The organism is Exiguobacterium sp. SH0S7 (assembly GCF_004337195.1).
Classification (GTDB): Bacteria; Bacillota; Bacilli; order Exiguobacteriales; family Exiguobacteriaceae; genus Exiguobacterium; species Exiguobacterium aurantiacum_A.
In genome coordinates, this window is record NZ_SJVA01000002.1 from 559708 (window position 1) to 580702 (window position 20995).

Genomic DNA, 20995 nt, shown 5'->3' on the forward strand with positions numbered 1-20995 from the left:
GGGCGATTTTTTTTATTGTTTCTTGTTTCGTTTTTTCTTGCGAAGCGCGTAAATCACTCCGGCGATTCCTCCGGCGACGGCGATCCCAGCCATCGCAGGCACGAGGATTTTCTTCGTCGGAATCATCTTTTTGACACGTTCGTACGGTGTCGGAACCGACAATTCAAGTTGAACGGCCGTCTCACCGTGACCGTTCGCCCGTGCTTTACGGGCCGCGTCCGTCACGACGACGCGTCCTGTCGTATAGCGGCGGTTTCCATATTCATCCGTGTAAGGCCGGCGAACCCGCTTGACGTCTGTCACTCGCTTCCCACGTGCGGCATCCGGTCGGACGACACGTTCGCTCGTATATGTACGAGCCCCGGTCGCACTATAGGCCGGACGGATCTTACGACGATTTAACCAAGTGTATGAATCGTTCATCTATATTCCCTCCAATATGCTGAAGTATCTCTTCATATTATACCCATACAACATCTGACGAAAACATCAGTCTTGACGAGACAAACAAACAGGCGCCCGGTCCTAATTTGGACCGGGCGCCGATTCGCTTGCTGATCAATCCGTGAACGGTTTATCCCGATGGCGACGTTTCGCCAAGATCAAGTAATAAGCCGGAACAAGGACGAGTGTCAGTACGGTCGAGAACAGAATTCCCGACACGATACAGATGGCGAGCGGTTTGAAGAGCGGGTCTTCACCGAACGCGACCGGTAGTAGCGCGACGACCGCCGTCAACGCCGTCAGGAGAATCGGACGGATCCGAGCACGTCCTGCCTCGTATACCGCTGTCGTGACGGACATTCCACTGCGAATTCCTTGCTCGATGAATTCGAACAAGACGACCGCGTTCCGGACGACGATTCCGGCGAGTGAGACCATCCCCATCGATGCCATGAAGCTAAACGGCGTCTGCGTGATGAACAGCCCGACGACCGCACCGGCAATCGCCAAGTAAATCGTGAACAAGACGAGAAGCGGCAATGAGAGTGAATTGAACTGGAATGCGATGATCAAGAAAATCAAGAACAAGACGACGATGAACAACGTCGCGAGTTCAACGAAGAACTCGTTTTGTGTATCGCTCGCTCCTGACTGTTCGAACGAGATGCCATCGCTCGTCAAGTCTGATTTTGCGTCATCAAGGATCTGTTCAACGTCTTGTTTGAACGCATCTTCGTCCATCCCTTCAGTCGCATAGATTTGAAGCGTGACGATCCGCTCCCCGTTCTCACGCGGAATCTGTTGGATCTGTTCAGTCGTCGTTTCGGTGACGAACGTACTGAGCGGTGCGACCGGCGGACCGGCTTCCGTGTCGACCGGGACGAGAATCTCGTCAAGGGCGAGCGCCTCGCGGTTTGCGGCCGCATCGACGACGATTTTCACATCACGTTGTTCGACACCATCGTCGAACGTACCGATCGGGATGCCGTCTGTGACTAACCGGATTTGATCGCTAATTGCTTTCGCGGTCACTCCAGAAGCAGCCATCGCTTCTCGGTTCAATTCGTACGTGAGTGTCTGGAACGGTTCTTTAATGTTGTCGAGCACGAGCGCACCATCGATGTCTTCGAGGTCAGCCTTGACCGTATCCCGTGCAGCGACAAGTTCTTCGATCGTTTCACCGCGCATTGTGAACTCTACCGGGGCAGACGTCGGTGGTCCCTGCTGCTGCGTATCTAAGAAGATTTCAGCGTCGGGATAGTTTTCGCGTATTTGCGACGTGTACTCATCAATCAACTGAATCGCATCGATTTGTTCGTTGTCGACTCGGACGACGACTTGTCCTGCATTGTCACCTGACTGGTCGAGTCCACCGGTGAACAAGCTCGGAAGCCCGCCGCCAGCGAAAATGGCGGTCTCGGTAACACCGTCAATCTGTTGAAATTCGGCCTCGATCTGTTGGAGGCGACGTTCTGTCTCTTCTAAGTCGGTTTGGACCGGGAACGTGACGCTCGTCACGACTTCTGGTCGGTTTGCAGCCGGGAAGAACTCGAACGGTGTCAACAAAATCAGCCCGTATAGTGCTGTCGTGATGACAAACCCGACCACTCCGAACGTCCACGGCCGTTTAGCGACGAACGGGAGCAACCGATCCGCATAAAAATTACTGAGACGGTTGAGCGGTCCGCCGAGCCAGCCTGGCTCCCGCTTCGACACTTTCACTTTCTTCCGGTTCAACCAATACTGTGCGATCGGCACGAGTGTCAAACTGATGACCATCGATGCGAGCACCGACAACGCGAGCACTGTCGGTAACGCTCGGATAAAGTTCCCGTTCGCGCCTGACAAGAGTGTCAGCGGTAAGAACGCGAAGACGACGGCGAGCGTCGACGTGACGATCGATCCCCAGACTTCTTTCGTTCCGCGAACGGCACCGACCATGGCTGTATCGCCTTTCCGGTAGCGACGCAAAATGTTGTCGTTGACGACGATCGCGTCATCGACGAGAATACCGAGCGCGATGATTGCCCCGATGATCGAGATTTGGTTCAAATCGACTCCCGTGAAGCGTAGTGGGATGAGTGCGATCAAGAATGACAATGGAATCGCCAAGCTGACGATGAGTGACCCTGTGAACGTCAACCCGATCGTCGTGACGACGATAACTGCGATCATGGCGATGATGAATTCTTTCGTAAGTGACGAGAAGATTGCATCGACCGCTTTCGCTTGATCGTAATAAGTGACGAGTTCGACCCCGTCTAGGTCTCCCACTTCAGAAGCGACGACTTCGTCGACGCGTTGTTGCAACGTCGGGATGTCTTGACCTGACTCGATTGATACTGTGAGCGAGATTGCCGGTTCGCCGTCGAGTGAGACGAGGTCGGTGACTGCTTTCGTCGTCTCTTCGACCGTACCGACATCGGCAAGGCGGACCGGTTCACCGTCGACAGACCCGACGATGACTTGATTCATGTCGTTGACGTTCGTCAAGTTATCGATCGCCAATTGATAAATACCGTCGTCCGTCGATTGACGGCCGAGCGGTGTCGTCTTATATTCTTCGTTGATTGCCGTCAAGACGTCTGGGAATGCGAGTTGGCGTTCCCCAAGCGCTTCGGAATCCAGCGAGACGACAAATTCTGTTTCCGGGAGCCCTTTGATCGTGAACCCGGTCACACCATCTGTTCGTAACAAACGGTCTTCTAGCCGTTCGACATGTTCTCGAACCGCTTCAAGTGACTCGCGATCGCTCGACGTCAACAAATAGGAAGCGACCGGAAGCTGACCGATCGAATCGTTGACCGTCGGTGCTAAGGCGTTGTCAGGTAACCGAGGCGCCGCGTCTGAGATCGCCTGTCTCACGTTCGCTTGCAGTTCGCCTTGATCAAATCCGTCTTCATACTCGACGGTGATATTCGAGAACTCCGACGCCGACAGCGACGATACGTTCTCAACCCCTTCAAGCCCTCTTAGCTCGGTTTCAAGGATGTTTGTGACGTTCCGTTCGACCGTTTCAGCGGTCGCCCCTGGATATGGGGTCTGAATGAGAATGATATTGACGCTAGTCTCTGGGATTTCACGTTTCGGGAGCTGGAAAAACGTGAGTACCCCGACGACGATTGCAACGAGTAAAAATACAATAATCAATTTTCCTCGCTCAATCATTTTCTGAAAAAACATATTGACCCCTCGCTTTCGGATGGTGTGCAAATACACATATGAACTATTCTTCTTCATCATAGAGGGGTTTGAATCAGTTTTCAATCCTTAAACGTGATGCAATGTGCTACTATGGAAACGTTTTTGGAACGCATAAGATAATTCAATCGACCGCTGCTTCTGCCGTTGGACCGTATGATCGGAGACAGGGACTTGAATCGATTCCCCGGTCAGAAATTGAATCCGGGTCCCGTTACCAAACTTTTTGATGCCCGTGACATGTTGAAAATTGATCCACGCACAATCAGGACTCTCTTTGGCGATCGTCGGGAAAAAGACGGCATCGGCATGCCAATCCATGACGACAGGGGTTTTTCGATGAGGACCAAGCACGTGACGGGCCGCTTCGATTCGCCCTTGAATACTTGATCCATAATAGAGACAAGCCGATTCGAGCAAGTGAATCGGAGAGCCTTTTAGACGGTGAACGCCATCGGGCTGATAGACGAGTGTCTCGGCCTCACCGTACTCATTAAATACCGGAACCAACGCTCTTGTATCATTCGTCAACTGTGTCATCTGTTCTTCCTCCAAAACGTATGATATGACTTACACGTTATTCATAACAAGTTCCTTAAACGTGTGCAAACGGCTCGTCGACATTTCCCACTAAAAAAACCAGCCGTTCGCAGGCTGGTTTTTAAAATCTGTCATCTGTTTTTAATTTTTGTGTGTCTTTCAGGTGTGGGAAGTGGAATTGGACAGCAACTCCATCGTTCGTATTACCCAAGGTAACGGTTCCGCCATGGAGGGTCACGATGCGCTGGACGATAAATAAGCCGAGACCGAACTTGCCTTGTTTCCCACGGGAAAATTGATGGAACAGGTCAAGGTTCTCATCGACCGACGGGCCGTCATTTTTAATGACGATGTCGATTCCTGCATCCGTTCGTTCGAGCTCGACCTGAATCGTCGACTCGGCGTAACGAATCGCATTGTCGAGCACGTTTTCGAGCGCGACCCGAACCTGTTCCCCGTCACCGAGCATCTCGCCTGCGTGGCCGGTCAACGTCCACTCGAGATTGCCTCGGAGTTTGAAGCGGTCGATGAGCAGTTCGACCAACTTATCGAGGTTGATCGGATCGAGCTTCATCTCTTGACCTTTAAAATACTCCAACTTGGTGACGTATAACAAGTCGACCACTTTTTTCTCGAGACGCGATGCTTCTTCATCAATGACTTCGGCCGACCCTTTCAAGTCTCCGGTCGGATAGATGCCGTCCCCGATTGACTGGGCATAGCCGCGAATGACCATGATCGGCGTCTTCAAATCGTGAGAGATGTTTTGTAAGAGCGCCTGTTGCGCCAAATCTTGCTCTTGCAGTTCTTGGCGCATCGCGTCGATTGACCGCGCCAATTGTCCGAGCTCGTCTTCCCTGGCGAGTGGTAACACCGTCTCCCATTGGCGGTTCGAAATTTTCTCAACGGCCCGTTCCATCTCGACGATCGGCTTCGTCAACTCTCTCGACATCCAAAGGGCCGGGATGAGTGACAGGAGGCTGATGACACCAATTAAAATCGAGATACGCCAGAACAATGTCGAGACGAGCTCACGGCGATAAGCGTCCCAGGCGTATGACGCCTGGTAGATGAGGGCACCGTCATATTCGTTTTGACGAATCGTATAGTAGACGTCTTCCCCATCGATCGTCGTCTGATATTTGGCGACCTCGCTCGTCTGTTCGAGCGCCTCTTGATACATCCGATTCGTCAGCTCGAGCGGGGCCGAGCCGTAAATGATGCGTCCGTTCGGCAAAAAGATAAGCTGATTGACCGAACGTGATTCTTGCTGACGCCGATCGTACTCGATCGGGTTGCTCGGAATATTTTCGAGCTCGTTCGTATTTCCGAGGTAATAATCGACATCTTGAAGCGTCTCATACACTTGTTCATCGATGAACTGCGTGATCGAGGAGCGGACCGTCAACAAGATCATCAACGCCAAGGTGACGATGATGAGCAAAATCAATACCCAGATTTTCCACATGAGCCGTTTTGGCTTAAGTTCGTGAAGTCTCATGGCTTAACGAGTCGATAACCGATCCCATACAGCGTCTCAAGTTCGAGTCGGTGCAACTTCTTCCGTAAGCGTCGGACCAAGTCATCGACGACACGGTCTGAGCCGAAATAGTCGCGACCCCAAACACCTTCTAATATTTGCTCACGCGACAGCGCCGAGCCCGGATGTTCGAGGAAGAGCAACAACAAATCGAACTCTTTGGACGTCAAATCGATATCATCCGCAGCATGCTTGATCAGTCGTTTGTCCGGATAAATCGTGTATTCCCCATACTCGATATGTTCGTTCGATTTCGACCCGTACACCCGATCGATCAATTTTTTGACCCGGATGACGAGCTCGCGCGGTAAGAACGGTTTCGCGATGTAGTCATCCGAACCCATCTCCAGTCCGATGATTTTATCGATATCCTCATCACGGGCCGAAATGAAGATCGTCGGTGTATTGGCGTTCGTCGCCTTGATTTGCTTCAACAACTGAAAGCCATCGAGGTCCGGCAGCATAATATCGAGCACCCATAAGTCAGGTTCGTCTTGAATCGCGGCTTGCGCTGATACACCATCTGTGAACGAACGGACATGGTAGCCTTCTTGCTCTAAATACGTGACGAGCATTTTGTTTAAATTGACCTCATCATCGACTAAATAGATTGTGTACATTTTAGTCACCTCTGCAGCATTTTTTAACATCATATCAAACAATTGTCGACGAATGATGGGAAATCACTCGTTTTGAACCGTCTGGATGTACCGTCAATCGCGTAAGTTAACGAAAAAAAAGAAGGGTTTCCCCTCCTCACCGTGTCGGCCGTGTCCGCAATTGTTGAGCGAGGAAGGCCGTCCCCCCGCTAAGTAACGCCAACACACCGCTGATCATGACGAGTTCCATCGTAACCCCACCTTCCCGTTGATACCGATTCTCATTATCATCTATACTATATCATAGTTTCTAGCATGAGAACATCACAAAAAAATCCCGCCTCACAGGCGGGATTCGGTCGTTATGCGTTGACGTCGTAACCTTGTTCTTCGATAGCTTCGATCATCGCTTTGACGGAAATCGTATCGTTATGGATGACATCGACCCGGTGATCTTGCAACGAGACGATGGCCGACTCGACGCCTTCTAACTCGGTCAAAGCCCCTTCAACCGCTGCCTTGCAATGGTTACATGTCATACCTTCTACTTTCAAGACTGTCTCATTCATTTTTGATGTCCTCCTTGTTTTTTTAATCGCAGTGCGTTCAATACGACCGAAACCGAACTGAACGCCATCGCCGCCCCGGCAATCCATGGAGCGAGCAAACCGGCCGCGGCAATCGGTATACCAAAGCTATTATAGGCGAGTGCCCAAAACAGGTTTTGACGGATGTTTCGCATCGTGAGTGCACTCATCTCGATCGCCCGATCCACGCCTCCGATGTCTCGACCCATGATCGTCACGTCCGCCGCTTCTAAAGCGACGTCCGTCCCGCTGCCAAAGGCGATACCGACGTCCGCGACGGCGAGCGCAGGCGCATCGTTCATCCCGTCACCGACCATGGCAACGCGGCCACGCTGTTTCAGTGCCTCGATGTGATCTGCCTTCTCGACGGGCAACACTTCGGCAATAACATTCGCTTCAGCGATGCCTAGTTCACGCGCCACGTCGAGCGCGACTTCTTTTCGGTCCCCCGTCAAAACGTACACTTGTCTCGTCGTCGCAAGTCGTTGCACGACGGCGCGGCTACCTTCCTTCAACCGGTCTTGAAGACCGAACGCCGCCACGACTTCAGATTCACTCGCCACGTAAACCGGCGTCATCGCTTGCATGTCCCAATCAGGCAGAGCGAATCCGACCTCGCGCATCATTCGACTTGAACCGATAAGAAGCTCTTTCCCATCGACGACCGCTTTCAATCCTCGGCCCGATAACTCTTCGACCCGTTCTACGTGCCCGACGCCGGCGCCACGACCGATCGCTTCCGCAAGTGGATGCGTCGACTGACGCTCGGCCATGACCGCCCGTTGTAAGAACGACTCGTCACCGAACGTCGCCACGACTTCAGGCGTCCCGTTCGTGAGCGTTCCCGTCTTATCGAACACGACGATATCGACACCGTTCAATGATTCGAGTTGACCGCCCCCTTTAAAGAGGACGCCTTGTTCAGCCGCACGGCCGGTCCCGACCATGATCGAGGTCGGGGTCGCAAGTCCGAGCGCACACGGACAAGCGATGACGAGGACGGCGATCGAAGACCGAATCGCCATATCGAGATCATTAAACCCGAACAACCAAACGACGAACGTGACGGCACTGATGGCGACGACAATCGGCACGAACACGCCGGAGATTCGGTCGGCCTGTCGTTGAATTGGCGCTTTGTCCGTTTGCGCCTGTTCGACGACACGGACGATTTGCGCAAGCATCGTCTCGCTACCGACACGCTCTGCCGCCATCAAGAAGCGATGCGATCGATTGATCGTTCCACCGACGACATCAAAACCGACACCTTTTTCCGACGGGATCGATTCTCCGGTCAACATCGATTCATCGATGACCGTTTCACCTTCAATGATCTTACCGTCGACCGGCACTTTCTCACCTGGACGGACGACGATCACGTCGCCGACGTTGACGAGGTCGATCGCCACCGACCGTTCTTCCCCGTCGACGAGTAAGATTGCTTCTTTCGCCTGCAATGACAGAAGCGATTTGAGCGCATCTGTCGTTTTTTCTTTCGCCCGTGCCTCCAACCATTTCCCGAGCAATACGAGCGTGATCAACACAGCGCTCGTCTCGAAGTAAAGGGACGGATTCATCGGATGGATGAGCATTTCGAACACGGAATAGAAGTAGGCGGCGGACGTCCCCGTCGCGACGAGGACGTCCATATTGGCCGCCCCGCTCTTCAGGCTCTTATACGCCCCTTGATAAAACTGGGCCCCGATCCAAAACTGGACCGGTGTCGCGAGCGCGAATTGCCACCACGGGTTCATGAGCCAATCGGCATGGAACATTAACCCAGGGATATGGGTAATCATGACGAGTAAGAGCGGCGCCGAAAGAAGCGCCGAAATGAGCACTTTCCGTTCTAGTGGGCGGAGGTCATGTTTCGGTGTAAGCTCGACTTTCCGTTCCGCCCCGTAGCCGATCTTCTCGATTCGGGCGATCAGCTCCTCTTCGGTGATGCCGTCCTCGACGCGAATTGTCGCCGTCTCGAGCGGCAAGTTGACGGTCGCCTCGACCCCGTCCATCTTATTCAACACTTTCTCGATTCGGGCCGAGCATGCGGCGCATGTCATTCCTTGAATCGACAGTTCGACGGTCTTCATACGGGCACCTCCTTACTTTTTAATGCGGCTGACAATTGTCATCAATTCATCAATGTATGGATCCATGTCTTCCGTTTCACTCGCATGGACCAAGCATTTGCGCATATGACGCTCAAGCAGCTGCATCTCGACTTGCTTTAACGCGGCTTGAATAGCCGACGTCTGCGTCAAGATATCGACGCAATATCGGTCGCTCTCGACCATCTTTTGAATCCCACGGACTTGTCCTTCGATCCGGCGCAGCCGTTTACTGAGCGCAACTCGCTCGGCGTCTTCGCGTGGGACGAGCGGTTGTTCGTGCAAGAATTCATCCATTGTTATCACCTCACGTCTAATATACCCCTACCCCGTAACGGTGTCAAACGTACGAAATAAAAAAAGAGCGACAATTATGTGTCGCCCTTGCTTGATTCAGTTGCGTTGAAACGCCTCGCTTTTCAAAACGGTCCGCAAAATCTTACCAGTCGTATTTCGCGGTAACTCATCGATGATCTCGATGTGGCTCGGCTGTTTATACTTGGCAAGTTTCGTCGCCGCGAACGCGCGGATCTCGTCGACCGAAAGTTCATCGCGGGTGACGATGAACGCCTTCACCGCTTCACCTTGCTCGGCATCCGGCACGCCGATGACGGCAGCCTCGACGATGCCCGGGTGTTGGTATAACACTTCTTCGACTTCTCGCGGGTAGACGTTATAACCACCGACGATGACCATGTCCTTTTTCCGGTCGACGATGTAAAAATATCCGTCCTCGTCACGTTTCGCCAAGTCGCCCGTATAGAGCCATCCGTCCCGAAGCGTCATCGACGTCTCCTCAGGCAGTTTGTAATAGCCTTTCATGACGTTCGGACCGCGGACGATCAGTTCCCCGACTTCGCCGACGCCGACTTCTTCACCGAGCTCGTCGACGATTTTATTCTCGACGTGGACGATCGACGGACCGATCGATCCCGCTTTCCGTTCTCCGTGGAGCGGGTTGAAACAAGTGACCGGCGATGCCTCTGACAAGCCATACCCTTCAAGGATCTTACACTCAAACTTTTGTTCAAACGATTCGAGCAGTTGGACCGGTAAGCTCGCCCCGCCCGAGACGAAGACGCGGACGTGCTTGAGCGCCGACGCGTAAGCCGGTACTTTCAGCGCCGTTTGCAACAAGAAGTTGTACATCGTCGGCACACCGGCAAAAATGCTGACCTGGTGCTTCGGAATGAGATCGAATACGTCTTGCGGCGAGAACTTCGGTAAGATAATGATCGTCGCCCCGCGCAGGAGCGGTGCGTTGACGATGACTGTCAAACAGAAGACGTGGAACATCGGCAGCGCCGCGAGTGCCTTATCGTCCGGTGTGATCTCGAGATATTCTCCGATCGAGTGCGCGTTCGAGAACAAGTTGAGGTGGGTCAACAGCGCCCCCTTCGGCTTACCTGTCGTCCCGCTCGTATATAAGATGACGGCGACGTCTTGTTCATCGACCTCGACTAGCGCCGTCACGCCCGAGGCGAACGCTTTTGAAAACGCCATAAATTCGATATCCCCTGTGCGCTCGATTGCGGGCACATCCGCATACGGTACCGAGATGACAAGTTTCAACTGCGGCAAGTTCGTGAGCGCCGTTTCGGCTTGCGCGACGAGCGGCGACAAGGCGACGATCGCTTTCACGTCTCCATCGAGTAAAATATAAGCCATCTCGTCCGGCGTATATGTAGGGTTGATCGGAATGACGATTCCCCCTCGCGCGAGGACCGCAAAATAAGAAATCAAGAACGCCGGGCTATTCCCGAGGACGAGCGCGACGTGGTCCCCTCTGTCGATCCCCTTCTGTTCAAGCGTCGATGCCATCGCTTGGACTTGTCCGAAAAACTGCTCGTAGCTGACCGTGTCCTCCCCGAACACGTAGGCCGCCTTATTTGGATGCGCGGCCACAACCCCTTGTAACGCTGTTACTAAGTTTGCCATAGTAATCCCCCTTTAGAAATGAATGACGATTCACTCTTGAGCCGTAAAAAAGAGCACGGCAACCGCGCCCTTTTTCAGTTATCTCTATTGTACATGAAACGCCTCATGAAGAAAACGCTTTCAAATCCATCGTCTGCAAATGATACAACCCAGTCCGACTTTGCACATGTACGAGCGCTTGCAGCGACTCGTCATCCATGAGCAGATCGTCGATCAACTTATGGAACGTCTGCTTCTTCTCGTCAGTCGTCGCTGTGATGATAAAGATCATTTCTGCACAGACCAATTCTCCGGCGATCGTCCGCATGTCGAACGGACGGTTCAAGTGGAGCAGCGTGATGCCATCGCGCTTTGAGATCCGGTTCGGCACGTCGATGACAGCGACCGGGATGGCGACGTCCGTCACTCCGGACGGGATCGTGTGCTCCTGCTCGATGATGACTTGCGCGAACGTATCATCGACAATCCCTTTTCCTTCTAGCTCGAGACCAATCGCGAGCACGGCTCGCTCGAACGTCGGTTGATCGGTCACCCACATCCAATTCGTGTCCATCCATTCTGTGATGAAACGGCACATCTTCATTCCTCCTATTGGCTCATCTCCATTAAAGAAAACGCTTGCACTGATTATGATACGCCTTCCCACAACGACTCGCAATGCTACACACAAGGTTTCACGAAAACGCCAAAAAGGATGGTCTCTGAAACAGACCATCCTCCTGCAAAATCGCCTCAGCTAATGAGATCGACCAGTTCTTCTAAGTCGACGTTACCGAAATAATGCTTGACGTCGAGGTGTGACAATTGTTCCCGAATCGCGGCTCGTTCGAATCGCGTCCCGACGAGTGCTTGCTCGACGTCGTGGATATCACCGACGCCGAAGAAGTCGCCGTAGATTTTCGCTTCTGTGATCGTCCCTTTATTGACGTTCAAACGAACGTCAATCGTGCCGATCGGGAAGCGACGCTTCGATTCGACGTCGAACTTCGGTGACTTCCCGAAGTTCCAGTCCCAGTTCGCGTAGCGTTCTTTCGAGATATCTTGAACGATTTCCCAGTCCTCGTCACGGAGCACGTAACGTTCCGGGTCTTGACCATCATAGATCGAATGGAGAAGGGCCTCGACGAACCGGTCCATCTCCATCTCTTCCTCTAAAAATTCCGTAATGTTGGCGACCCGGCTCCGGACCGACTTGATGCCTTTTGAGCGCATCTTCTCTTCCGAGACGTTGAGCGAGTTGACGACTTCCTCGATGTTCGAGTTGAACATGAGCGTCCCGTGGCTGAACATGCGACCGCGCGTCGTGAATTGAGCGTTCCCGCTGATTTTCCGTTCGCCGACTTGAATATCGTTACGACCGGTCAATTCCGCTTCGACACCGAGTTGTTTGAGCGCATCGACGATCGGCTGTGTGAACTTCTTGTAGTTGTTGAACGAATTGCCGTCATCTTTCGTGATGAAGCTGAAGTTCAAGTTGCCTTCGTCGTGATAGACGGCACCGCCTCCAGACAAGCGACGGACGACGTCGATCCCGTTCTCTTCGATATACTTCAAGTTGACTTCTTCTGACGTGTTCTGGTTTTTCCCGATGATGATCGACGGGCCGTTAATATAGAACAAGAAGTAGTCCTCGTGCTCGACGTTCAAATGTTTGAGGATATACTCCTCGACCGCCAAGTTGAGTTTCGGGTCCCGGATGTCCGGGTTAAAGATAAATTTCACAGTCGGTTTCCTCCTAATCGGATGTTCGTTAGTTGTATTATACGAGACGAATCATCCACTCTACAACCTGTTTACTTCCATTCACCGCTCATGATGCGTTTCAACGCGTTCGCGACGCCGTACTCGTCATGACGTTCCGTGACATGGTGGCTGATCGCGATCAAGTCGTCGTGACTGTTGCCCATCGCGATCGCTTTGCCGGCGACTTCAAACATCGGCACGTCGTTCAAGTTGTCACCGATGACGACGACTTCTGACAAATCGACACCGAAGTGCTCAGCGAGCTTCTTGACGCCGTGACCTTTGTCGGCCCCGTTCGCCATCACTTCGATGTTGTCGTTCCCTGATGACGTGACGTATACCCCGTCGACACGCTCATCGATTTCAGTCCATAGTGATGACATCTTCTCAAAATGACTTGAGAACGCGATGAATTTATAGACGCGTCCAGCCTCGTTTTTGATGAAGTCCTCGATATCCTCGACGAGACGGACGTCTTCGTTGACGTAATAACGCTTCCGGAAGAACTCATACATCTCGAGCGACCGGTCGTCACCATTTTGCTTCAAGTTCTCCATCGTCGCATCGATCAAATCGAGGCGACTTGCGACAAGTCCCGCTTCCGAATACATCTCGTAGAAAATGTCCGAATACTTATGGTCTTGATGAAGCACCGACACGACTTCGAGCGCTTCTTCTACCGTCAAATCGATTTCATGGAGCACTTCTCCCGTTTCGGTCAAGACGCGGCCTCCGTTTGACGAGACGATCGGGCATGTGAGACCGGCCTCATCGAGAATCTCTTTCGCGTTGAAGTAATTGCGTCCCGTCGCAATCGCAAAGCGAATCCCTTGTTCTTCGGCGGCGCGGACGATTTCAGCCGTCTCCGGTGCGATTTTTGTGTGGTTGTGCAGAATCGTGCCATCCATATCGGATACGAACAGTTTATACGTTGTCATCAACATCCACTCCCTCTTTTTCTCTTTCGCTTCTAACTATAACAAAAAGAGAGGCCGACGGAAAAATCCGACACCTCTCTTCACAAATCCTTAACCAAGTTCTGCTAACTGTTTGATCTGCTCGTGGACGCTCTTAATACAATCCGGCATGCCGATCCCGTCGTAGGCGATCCCCGCGAGCAGCACGCCCGGATAAACTCGGCTCATCTCGGCCCGAAGCGCTCGCACCCGGTCGGCGTGGAAGACCGCGTACGGCGGCAATCCGTCCCGCAGCCGGCTGACGACCGCCTGGAGCGGTGCGGCTTTGATGTTCATCAAACCGCCCAAGTCATGGAGCGCCGTCGCCACGATGTCCTCATCCGGTGCATCGACGATCTCGTCAGCACCAGGACGGCCGAGGAAGACACGGAGAACATGATAGCCGTCCGGCACGGCGTGTGGCCATTTTTGATCGATGAACGTACACGCCGTGATCATCACGTCCGCTTCTTGGCTCGTGACGAAGCCCGTACCGACGAACGGGAGCTCGATGTCCGTCTCTTTAAAGACGAGTGAGCACGTCGCGGTCGCATGCGGCTTCATATCGGCCAAGAAATCACTGTCGACTTTCGGTAAGAACTGACGAATGAGACGCGGCGGGACCGTCAGTACGAGACGCTCTGAATCCATATCGCCACGATTCGTGAGCAGACGATAGCCTGTCTCCATCTCCTCGACTTGTTCGACCGAACAGTTCAAGATGACCTCTGTCCGCTCAAGCCGTTCCGCGAGACGGTCCGTCAGCGACTTCAAACCTCGCCGGAGCGAAGCGAACTGTCCGACTTTCTTTGCGCCGACTTCAGCGACACGCTGTTCGGGACGAAGATGGCGCATCCCTTCATATAGATTACCGTACTTCTTCTCACCTTCGATAAACTGCGGGAACGTCGACAGCGCACTCATCTTGTCGATATCGCCGGCATAAATACCCGACAATAGCGGCTCGATCAATCGGTCGACAATCGGATCCCCGACCCGTTCTCGAAGATAGAGGCCAAGTGAGACGTCCGTCTCTGGGGGAATGATGTCTGGGGGCGACAACAGCATGGTCCGCAATGCCGCGTGCTCGTCTTCTGACAAGAGCGACGTCTGCTTGAACGCGTCGACGTCGAGCGGGATGCCCATCACCGTCTGTTTCGGGATCGGATGTAACCCGTCATGATGCAAGACGTACGCTTGTCCGACCCCGTTCCGGACGAGCTCGTCCCCGAGACCGACGTCATGGATCAACTCGGTCATCGCCGTCTTCCTGAACACGTAAGAGTCAGGACCGCGCTCGACCGCGAATTCGCCGGTCTCAAACGTATCGATTTTTCCGCCCACCCGGTCATTCGCCTCTAACAGCGTGATCGACACGTCTTCCGGCAAATAACGCTCGGCATAAAAAGCGGCGGTGAGACCTGTGATCCCACCACCGACAATCGTCAAATTACGCATGATGCACGATCACGCTTTCCATCCGATCTGCGACGGCTTCGATGAAGCTCCGCTCTGCGTTTGGCATATTTGGACGTGCATAGTGAACGCCAAGGCGGTCACAAACGACTTTACATTCCACGTCGTTGTCGAAGAGCACTTCAAGGTGGTCAGCGACAAAACCGACCGGCGTATAGACGAACGCCTCGTAGCCATGTTTTTCGTGAAGTTCAGCCGTCAAATCTTGGACGTCCGGCCCGATCCAAGGATCCGGCGTGTTGCCTTCAGACTGCCAACCGACCTCATAGTTGATGACACCAGCAGCTTGCGCGATCTTATCTGCCGTCTCTTTCAACTGATCCGGGTACGGGTCGCCACCGGCCAAAATCTTCTCTGGCAAGCTATGCGCCGACACGATCAAGCATGCCTTCTCAGCTGGGACCGGCAAGTTCGCGAACGTCTCTTTGATCGCTTCAGCCCACCAATTGATAAATTTCGGCTCATCGTACCACGACTCGACCGAACGGATCTCGATGTCGTATTTCGCCGCTTCTTCATGGGCGCGTCCGTTGTAAGACTTGACGCTATATGACGAATAATGTGGCGCAAGAACGACTGAGACCGCTTCTTTAATGCCGTCGTTCGCCATTTGCGCGACCGCATCCTCGACGAACGGTTCGATATGCTTGAGACCGATATATAATTTGAAGTCGATTTCACCAGCGTGACGCTCGTTCAAAATGTCTCGAAGCGTCTCTGCTTGGTCGATTGTGATCTTCGCGAGCGGAGATACGCCCCCGATCGCCTCATAGCGTTCCGTCAAATCTTGGAGCGCTTCCGGTGCCGGCTTGCGTCCGTAACGAATGTGCGTATAATATCGTTCAATGTCTTCCGGTTTATATGGTGTTCCATAAGCCATTACGAGTAATCCGACTGTTTTCATGATGATTTGCCTCCCATTTTTTCACGTGAATAGTCATGGATAAATGCTGTCAATTTGACGAGTACGGCCGGGTCGACTTCTGGGAACACCCCATGTCCCAAGTTGAAGACGTAGCCCGGTTGTTTCATTCCTTCATCGAGGATTTCTTTCACTTTCTCCTCGATGACCGGCCATGGTGCAAGCAAGAACGACGGGTCCAAGTTTCCTTGCACCGCTTTCGTAATGCCGCGATCGCGCGCTTCTTGAACCGACAAGCGCCAGTCGAGCCCGACGACGTCGATTGGCTGATCTTGCCATTCTTCTACAAGATGGCTCGCTCCGACACCGTGCATGATGAGCGGGATGTCGAGTGTGCGCAATTCAGTGAAGATGCGCTCAGTCGTCGGTTTAATGTAACGGACATAATCTTTGCGGCTGAGCGTCCCGACCCATGAATCGAACAATTGGAACGCTTGGATACCGGCCTCGGCTTGTGCTTTGGCGTACGTGATGACCATGTCTCCAAGTTTGTCCATGAGCGCGTTCCAAACGTCCGGCTCAGCGTACATGAGTGCTTTCGTCCGATGATAGCTTTTCGATGGACCGCCTTCAATCATATAGCTCGCAAGCGTGAACGGTGCTCCCGAGAATCCGATGAGCGGAACTTCAAGACGCTCTCGAAGCAAACGGATCGTCTCGAGCACGTACGAAATGTCGTCGACATTCAGCGGTTTTAAGCGCTCGACGTCCTCCATCGTCCGATACGGATTATCGATGACTGGGCCAATCCCGCTCTTAATTTCTACGTTGACGCCCATCGACGGGAGTGGCGTCATAATATCTTTGTACAGAATGGCCGCGTCGACTCCGAGTTGCTTGACCGGGAGTTCCGTCACGTAGGCGCATAGTTCTGAATCGTGTGTGATTTCGAACAACGTCCTCGTTTTCTTGATCTCACGATATTCTGGTTGGTAGCGTCCGGCTTGGCGCATATACCAGACCGGCACATAGTCTGTCGCCTCTCCTCGAAACGCCTTCAAAATAGTATCGTTCATACGTCGCGTCATTCCCCTCTATAATTCTCCTACACTCTTCTTCTATAGGTATGTGAACTCAAAAACATTATACAGAAATTAATTAGAATAATGCTAATGTGAAGCATTTTCATTGTGTTTTCATTGTGTCATTTCTTTGTCGGATACGTACGGAACGCCGAATTGAGCTGACCCCGGATCAATTCATCACGCTGTCTCGTCGATAGACGTTTCTCGCGCTCTTTAATGTCTTGAATCCGCCACCCGTCCTCAAGCTTTGACGCCACGTCGATCAACCGCTCGACGTCATGGAAAGAATATTTACGCGAGCCTCCCTTTGTCCGCTCCGGGAAGACGAGTCCTTTCGCCTCATAATAGCGCACTTGTCGTTCAGAAAGCCCGGTCAGTTCGGTAATGACGCCCATTCCAATCACTTTCTTCGACTTGTAGTCCATCGTCCGCCATCTCCCTTCTCAAAAAAACTATGTCAGATAATCTGACAAATTGCAATCCAACCCGTTCATTTCGTCTTAAACTGAAACCAACTTTTGAAATCACACTTGCTAAAAGGAGGAATCGCAACATGGAAGAAATTATGTATTATATGGACACGCTGTTCGTACTCATCGCCGCACTGCTCGTCTTGACGATGCAACTTGGTTTCGGCTTACTCGAGACCGGGACGCTCCGGGCTAAAAACGCCGGGCATGTCGCTGTCAAACAAATCATCAGCCTCTCTGTGGCGGCACTCGCCTTTTGGGCCGTCGGGTTCGGCCTCTCATTCGGGGATGGTCCCCGCTGGTTCGGGACTGAAGGATTCTTTTTAAACGGATCGTTCACGAGCCTCGACTGGGCCAACGTCTCGCTCGACATTAAATTCTTGTTCCAATTGTCATTCGTCGCCGTTGCGCTCGCAATCGCTTGGGGCGGATTTGCTGAACGGGCTAAACTGTCGGCTTACGTCTTATTCGGTATCTTCTTCGTCGCCATTCTCTATCCGATCGTCGCTCGCTCGGTTTGGGCGGGTGGACTCCTCGGCTCAATGGGGATGCAGGACTTCGCAGGCTCAGCCGTCGTCCATCTTCAAGGTGGGATGGCTGCCCTCATGGCGACGATCATCTTGAAACCACGACGGAAAACAGAATCACTCGCCGGTCATAACCACGTCTTGACGGTCGTCGGCGGACTCGTCCTTTGGCTCTGTTGGTTCGGATTCAACGCGGGATCGACGATGTCGGTCGCTGACGGATTCTTCGGTTATGTCGCACTTACGACGATGCTCGCTACGGCTGCCGGTGCGCTCGGCGCGCTCGCCATCGTCATGATCCACAAGAAGACGGCCGATATCCCTTCAGTCGTCAACGGTGTCCTCGGTGCGCTCGTCGCCATCACAGCCGCTTGTGCCTTTGTCGAACCATGGGCCGCTGTCGTCATCGGCGCCCTCGCTTCCATCGCAACATACGGCACGAGTATCCTCATGGCGAAATATATCGATGACCCACTCTGCGCCTTCTCGGTCCACGGTGTCGCTGGCATCATCGGAACACTCGCACTCGGGTTCTTCGCATCACCGCGTCTCGTCGAGATCACCGGCATCGGTTCGGCCGGCCTCTTCTACGGTGGCGGCTTGTCACAACTCGGCGTCCAGGCGCTTGGTGTCTTGATCGCAATGGTCATCGCCGGAGGCGGAAGCTACGCCTTCTTAAAACTACTCGACATGACGATCGGTCTCCGTGTCACTGAGGAGCAAGAAGACGTCGGACTCGATATCGCCGAGCACGGTGTATCGGCGTACGGTGAAATCGATGCGGAAACTGACACTCCGGCTCGTCTGCCGAAGATTCTCGGCTCGAGCGTGTCGGTCATGTCACCAAAAAAATAACAGCAGTCAAAGGGACACCCTCCACGCGGAAGGGTGTCCCTTATTCATTTCAACCGCCCTAAATAGTAACGGATGACAAGATAGCCGAGCACGACTCCCGCGACCGCGTCAACTCTAGCACCGAAAGCGACCGACCCGAGCGTCAGGACGACCAACTGACCAATCAGCAAGCGGTTCATCCACCATTTGTAACCCGCCAACCGTTCAAGACGCGTGATCGGCAACCATGAAGCGATCGACATCGTATCGAGTCGTTTGAAGAGCGGCACGAGTTGGAGTGCCGTCAAACCGACAAACAGCGGGACGACCAAGCCGACATACCAGCCACCCGACAGCCACATGACGATGAACGCCACGACAGAAAGGCGGAACACGAGGTCGAGCGAGTCTTTCGAACGGATGACACGTAAGCCATAGACATAACGTGCGGCATCCGCGCGTCTGAGCACCGAACGCTCGAGCGCTCGCACGATGACACTTCTCTCCTTCACTTCTTCCCGCATCGCCGGCAAGTCGACGAACCAACTGATGACACGGTCGAACTGCGCCTTGCTCTTCTGCTCGAGCGTGAGCCAATCAAGGAGCGGGATGCGGTCGTGTCGTCTTAGATGAAGCAAGACAAGCGCGACAAGCGCCGGCACCGGCGTCAATAACGGGACACCGAAAATCATGATGACTCCACTCGCGAGCGCACTGAAGAGCACCACGTTTGAGACCAATTCGAGCTTTGCGAGGCGACCCGCTGCCGAAAGCAACACGCTCGCTGCGACGATGGCGCCTACTTCTGCCGGCGTGAGCGCTTGCGTCCGGACGATGAGCGGCAAGACGACGAGCATGGCGACGAGCGCCCGAACGCTCGCAAACACGACGTTGAACAGACGGACCCCGTTCATATACGAACGGATATCACCGAGCTCTGGCAACAAAAACACTTGGTCCGCTTCTTGAAGCAACGTCCGCGGCCGATGCCCGAGTGGCAAGAGCAAAAACACGAGCGCGACGACCCATTCGCTCGGAAACGCCGGGTCGAGTTCGTTTAAAAATTGATTGTAGACGAACCCTCCGTAAATGAGCGTGAAGTAGAGCGTGAACAAGAGACCCCCGTTCGCCACATAGCGGCTATACTTCACGACTTCTTCCATCCAACCATTAAACCGAGCGTTAAACACCCTCATTGCGCCCGCTCCTCGGCCTCGATCGCCTCGACATAAATGTCATCGAGCGTCGCGTCAGGACGGAGCGCATATTTTTCACGCAACTGCGCTGCCGTACCGGTCGCGATCACGACTCCTTGATGGAGAAACACGAACCGGTCACAGTGACGTTCCGCCGTCTCGAGGATATGCGTCGACATGAGAATCGCACAATCTTGTTTATACTCATCAAATAGGCGGAGCAGTTGACGTATCGCGAGCGGATCGAGACCGACGAACGGTTCGTCGACGATCAAGAGCGGCGTCTTCGTCACGAGCGCGCTCAGAATCATCGCTTTTTGGCGCATCCCTTTCGAGAAGACGGATGGGAACCAGTCCAACTGTTTCTCCATACGCATGTCGCGGGCCAATCGTTCCGTCCGCATCTCGAGGTCACGGCTGTCGATCTCGTACGCTTTCCCCATCAACAACAAATGTTCACGTAACGTCAACGTGTCATACAAAATCGGTGTCTCAGGTATATAACTTATTTTCTTACGATAATTTTTTTCGGATGATTGCAACGTTTCTCCGTCGACTTCGACTGATCCCGAAATCGGTTCAAGCAATCCTAAAATATGTTTGATCGTCGTCGATTTCCCGGCACCGTTTAGCCCTATCAGCCCAACGAGCTCACCTTTTTTTACTTCAAACGAAACATCATGTAGCACTTGTTTACCTATATAACCGCCGTTCAAGTGTTCGACGTGTAACATGAAAACTCCACCCCTTATTTTCAACTTTTTTTTGTGATATATGTTTTAAAAATTGTCACATGGGAATATTCTCTACTGTAAGGCATTTTAAAAACTTATTCATCACTTCCATTGTTCCATAAAATTGTTATTGAGAACAATGGACAAAACAGAGA

General features: G+C 53.0%; 19 protein-coding genes. 1 reads left to right on the forward strand and 18 read right to left on the reverse strand.

Annotation, left to right across the window (positions count from 1 at the left end; translation table 11 throughout):
• Nucleotides 1–12: 12 nt before the first annotated feature.
• From EVJ22_RS06490 to EVJ22_RS06565, 16 genes are all read right to left on the reverse strand, one after another.
• On the reverse strand, nucleotides 13–423 hold the full coding sequence (locus EVJ22_RS06490; protein WP_131443527.1) for a hypothetical protein: 411 nt from the start codon (nucleotides 421–423) through the stop codon (nucleotides 13–15).
• A 135-nt stretch (nucleotides 424–558) separates the two neighbouring features.
• A complete protein-coding gene (locus EVJ22_RS06495; protein WP_370246364.1) occupies nucleotides 559–3612 on the reverse strand; it encodes an efflux RND transporter permease subunit in 3054 nt (1017 codons plus the stop codon).
• 102 nt (nucleotides 3613–3714) lie between these two features.
• A complete protein-coding gene (locus tag EVJ22_RS06500) occupies nucleotides 3715–4185 on the reverse strand; it encodes a competence protein ComK (RefSeq protein WP_070327851.1) in 471 nt (156 codons plus the stop codon).
• 121 nt (nucleotides 4186–4306) lie between these two features.
• Nucleotides 4307–5653 (reverse strand): sensor histidine kinase, encoded by a 1347-nt coding sequence (locus tag EVJ22_RS06505; RefSeq protein ID WP_233589622.1) that lies wholly within the window; start codon nucleotides 5651–5653, stop codon nucleotides 4307–4309.
• Nucleotides 5654–5682: 29 nt separating this feature from the next.
• On the reverse strand, nucleotides 5683–6345 hold the full coding sequence (locus tag EVJ22_RS06510) for a response regulator transcription factor (RefSeq protein ID WP_071399230.1): 663 nt from the start codon (nucleotides 6343–6345) through the stop codon (nucleotides 5683–5685).
• 341 nt (nucleotides 6346–6686) lie between these two features.
• Entirely contained in the window at nucleotides 6687–6893 is a 207-nt protein-coding gene (locus EVJ22_RS06515) for a cation transporter (RefSeq protein WP_071399229.1), read from the reverse strand.
• Nucleotides 6890–9001 carry a heavy metal translocating P-type ATPase gene (locus EVJ22_RS06520; protein ID WP_071399228.1) on the reverse strand — a complete coding sequence of 704 codons (2112 nt, stop codon included), beginning with the start codon at nucleotides 8999–9001 and terminating at the stop codon, nucleotides 6890–6892. The genes EVJ22_RS06515 and EVJ22_RS06520 overlap by 4 nt, the downstream gene beginning before the upstream one ends.
• Before the next feature lie 12 nt (nucleotides 9002–9013).
• Nucleotides 9014–9316, reverse strand: coding sequence for a metal-sensitive transcriptional regulator (locus tag EVJ22_RS06525; protein WP_070327854.1), 303 nt, complete (start codon nucleotides 9314–9316; stop codon nucleotides 9014–9016).
• Between the two features lie 96 nt (nucleotides 9317–9412).
• Nucleotides 9413–10957, reverse strand: coding sequence for a long-chain-fatty-acid--CoA ligase (locus tag EVJ22_RS06530; protein WP_071399227.1), 1545 nt, complete (start codon nucleotides 10955–10957; stop codon nucleotides 9413–9415).
• A gap of 103 nt (nucleotides 10958–11060) precedes the next feature.
• Entirely contained in the window at nucleotides 11061–11534 is a 474-nt protein-coding gene (locus tag EVJ22_RS06535; protein ID WP_233589623.1) for a PTS sugar transporter subunit IIA, read from the reverse strand.
• 155 nt (nucleotides 11535–11689) lie between these two features.
• Nucleotides 11690–12679: a lipoate--protein ligase gene (lplA, locus tag EVJ22_RS06540; RefSeq protein ID WP_071399225.1), complete on the reverse strand. Its 990-nt coding sequence runs from the start codon at nucleotides 12677–12679 to the stop codon at nucleotides 11690–11692.
• 71 nt (nucleotides 12680–12750) lie between these two features.
• Complete coding sequence (locus tag EVJ22_RS06545; RefSeq protein ID WP_071399224.1) at nucleotides 12751–13644, reverse strand: Cof-type HAD-IIB family hydrolase; 894 nt, start codon at nucleotides 13642–13644, stop codon at nucleotides 12751–12753.
• Between the two features lie 84 nt (nucleotides 13645–13728).
• The gene (gene hemG / locus EVJ22_RS06550) at nucleotides 13729–15114 is read right to left on the reverse strand and encodes a protoporphyrinogen oxidase (protein WP_071399223.1); all 1386 of its coding nucleotides are present in this window, start codon (nucleotides 15112–15114) and stop codon (nucleotides 13729–13731) included.
• Nucleotides 15107–16036 (reverse strand): ferrochelatase, encoded by a 930-nt coding sequence (hemH, locus tag EVJ22_RS06555; RefSeq protein ID WP_070327860.1) that lies wholly within the window; start codon nucleotides 16034–16036, stop codon nucleotides 15107–15109. The genes hemG and hemH overlap by 8 nt, the downstream gene beginning before the upstream one ends.
• Nucleotides 16033–17082, reverse strand: a complete 1050-nt coding sequence (hemE, locus tag EVJ22_RS06560; RefSeq protein WP_070327861.1) for a uroporphyrinogen decarboxylase — start codon at nucleotides 17080–17082, stop codon at nucleotides 16033–16035. The genes hemH and hemE overlap by 4 nt, the downstream gene beginning before the upstream one ends.
• A gap of 116 nt (nucleotides 17083–17198) precedes the next feature.
• The gene (locus EVJ22_RS06565; RefSeq protein ID WP_071399222.1) at nucleotides 17199–17504 is read right to left on the reverse strand and encodes a MerR family transcriptional regulator; all 306 of its coding nucleotides are present in this window, start codon (nucleotides 17502–17504) and stop codon (nucleotides 17199–17201) included.
• Nucleotides 17505–17632: 128 nt separating this feature from the next.
• On the opposite strand from EVJ22_RS06565, the gene EVJ22_RS06570 reads away from it, so the two are divergent.
• Complete coding sequence (locus EVJ22_RS06570; RefSeq protein ID WP_131443529.1) at nucleotides 17633–18931, forward strand: ammonium transporter; 1299 nt, start codon at nucleotides 17633–17635, stop codon at nucleotides 18929–18931.
• A 44-nt stretch (nucleotides 18932–18975) separates the two neighbouring features.
• Here the strand turns inward: EVJ22_RS06570 and EVJ22_RS06575 are convergent, their stop codons facing one another.
• Both EVJ22_RS06575 and EVJ22_RS06580 read right to left on the reverse strand, forming a co-directional pair.
• A complete protein-coding gene (locus EVJ22_RS06575; RefSeq protein ID WP_131443530.1) occupies nucleotides 18976–20106 on the reverse strand; it encodes an ABC transporter permease in 1131 nt (376 codons plus the stop codon).
• A complete protein-coding gene (locus EVJ22_RS06580; protein WP_071399219.1) occupies nucleotides 20103–20840 on the reverse strand; it encodes an ABC transporter ATP-binding protein in 738 nt (245 codons plus the stop codon). The genes EVJ22_RS06575 and EVJ22_RS06580 overlap by 4 nt, the downstream gene beginning before the upstream one ends.
• Between the last annotated feature and the right edge of the window lie 155 nt (nucleotides 20841–20995).

Bases quoted from the DNA above. Each gene is read 5' to 3' on its own strand.
- hemG (WP_071399223.1), bottom strand. From the start codon at position 15,114: ATGCGTAATTTGACGATTGTCGGTGGTGGGATCACAGGTCTCACCGCC.
- EVJ22_RS06535 (WP_233589623.1), bottom strand. From the start codon at position 11,534: ATGTGCCGTTTCATCACAGAATGGATGGACACGAATTGGATGTGGGTG.
- EVJ22_RS06530 (WP_071399227.1), bottom strand. From the start codon at position 10,957: ATGGCAAACTTAGTAACAGCGTTACAAGGGGTTGTGGCCGCGCATCCA.
- EVJ22_RS06490 (WP_131443527.1), bottom strand. From the start codon at position 423: ATGAACGATTCATACACTTGGTTAAATCGTCGTAAGATCCGTCCGGCC.
- EVJ22_RS06565 (WP_071399222.1), bottom strand. From the start codon at position 17,504: ATGGACTACAAGTCGAAGAAAGTGATTGGAATGGGCGTCATTACCGAA.
- EVJ22_RS06570 (WP_131443529.1), top strand. From the start codon at position 17,633: ATGGAAGAAATTATGTATTATATGGACACGCTGTTCGTACTCATCGCC.
- EVJ22_RS06515 (WP_071399229.1), bottom strand. From the start codon at position 6,893: ATGAATGAGACAGTCTTGAAAGTAGAAGGTATGACATGTAACCATTGC.
- hemH (WP_070327860.1), bottom strand. From the start codon at position 16,036: ATGAAAACAGTCGGATTACTCGTAATGGCTTATGGAACACCATATAAA.
- EVJ22_RS06575 (WP_131443530.1), bottom strand. From the start codon at position 20,106: ATGAGGGTGTTTAACGCTCGGTTTAATGGTTGGATGGAAGAAGTCGTG.
- EVJ22_RS06545 (WP_071399224.1), bottom strand. From the start codon at position 13,644: ATGTTGATGACAACGTATAAACTGTTCGTATCCGATATGGATGGCACG.
- EVJ22_RS06580 (WP_071399219.1), bottom strand. From the start codon at position 20,840: ATGTTACACGTCGAACACTTGAACGGCGGTTATATAGGTAAACAAGTG.
- EVJ22_RS06505 (WP_233589622.1), bottom strand. From the start codon at position 5,653: ATGTGGAAAATCTGGGTATTGATTTTGCTCATCATCGTCACCTTGGCG.
- EVJ22_RS06510 (WP_071399230.1), bottom strand. From the start codon at position 6,345: ATGTACACAATCTATTTAGTCGATGATGAGGTCAATTTAAACAAAATG.
- hemE (WP_070327861.1), bottom strand. From the start codon at position 17,082: ATGACGCGACGTATGAACGATACTATTTTGAAGGCGTTTCGAGGAGAG.
- EVJ22_RS06525 (WP_070327854.1), bottom strand. From the start codon at position 9,316: ATGGATGAATTCTTGCACGAACAACCGCTCGTCCCACGCGAAGACGCC.
- EVJ22_RS06500 (WP_070327851.1), bottom strand. From the start codon at position 4,185: ATGACACAGTTGACGAATGATACAAGAGCGTTGGTTCCGGTATTTAAT.
- EVJ22_RS06520 (WP_071399228.1), bottom strand. From the start codon at position 9,001: ATGAAGACCGTCGAACTGTCGATTCAAGGAATGACATGCGCCGCATGC.
- EVJ22_RS06495 (WP_370246364.1), bottom strand. From the start codon at position 3,612: ATGATTGAGCGAGGAAAATTGATTATTGTATTTTTACTCGTTGCAATC.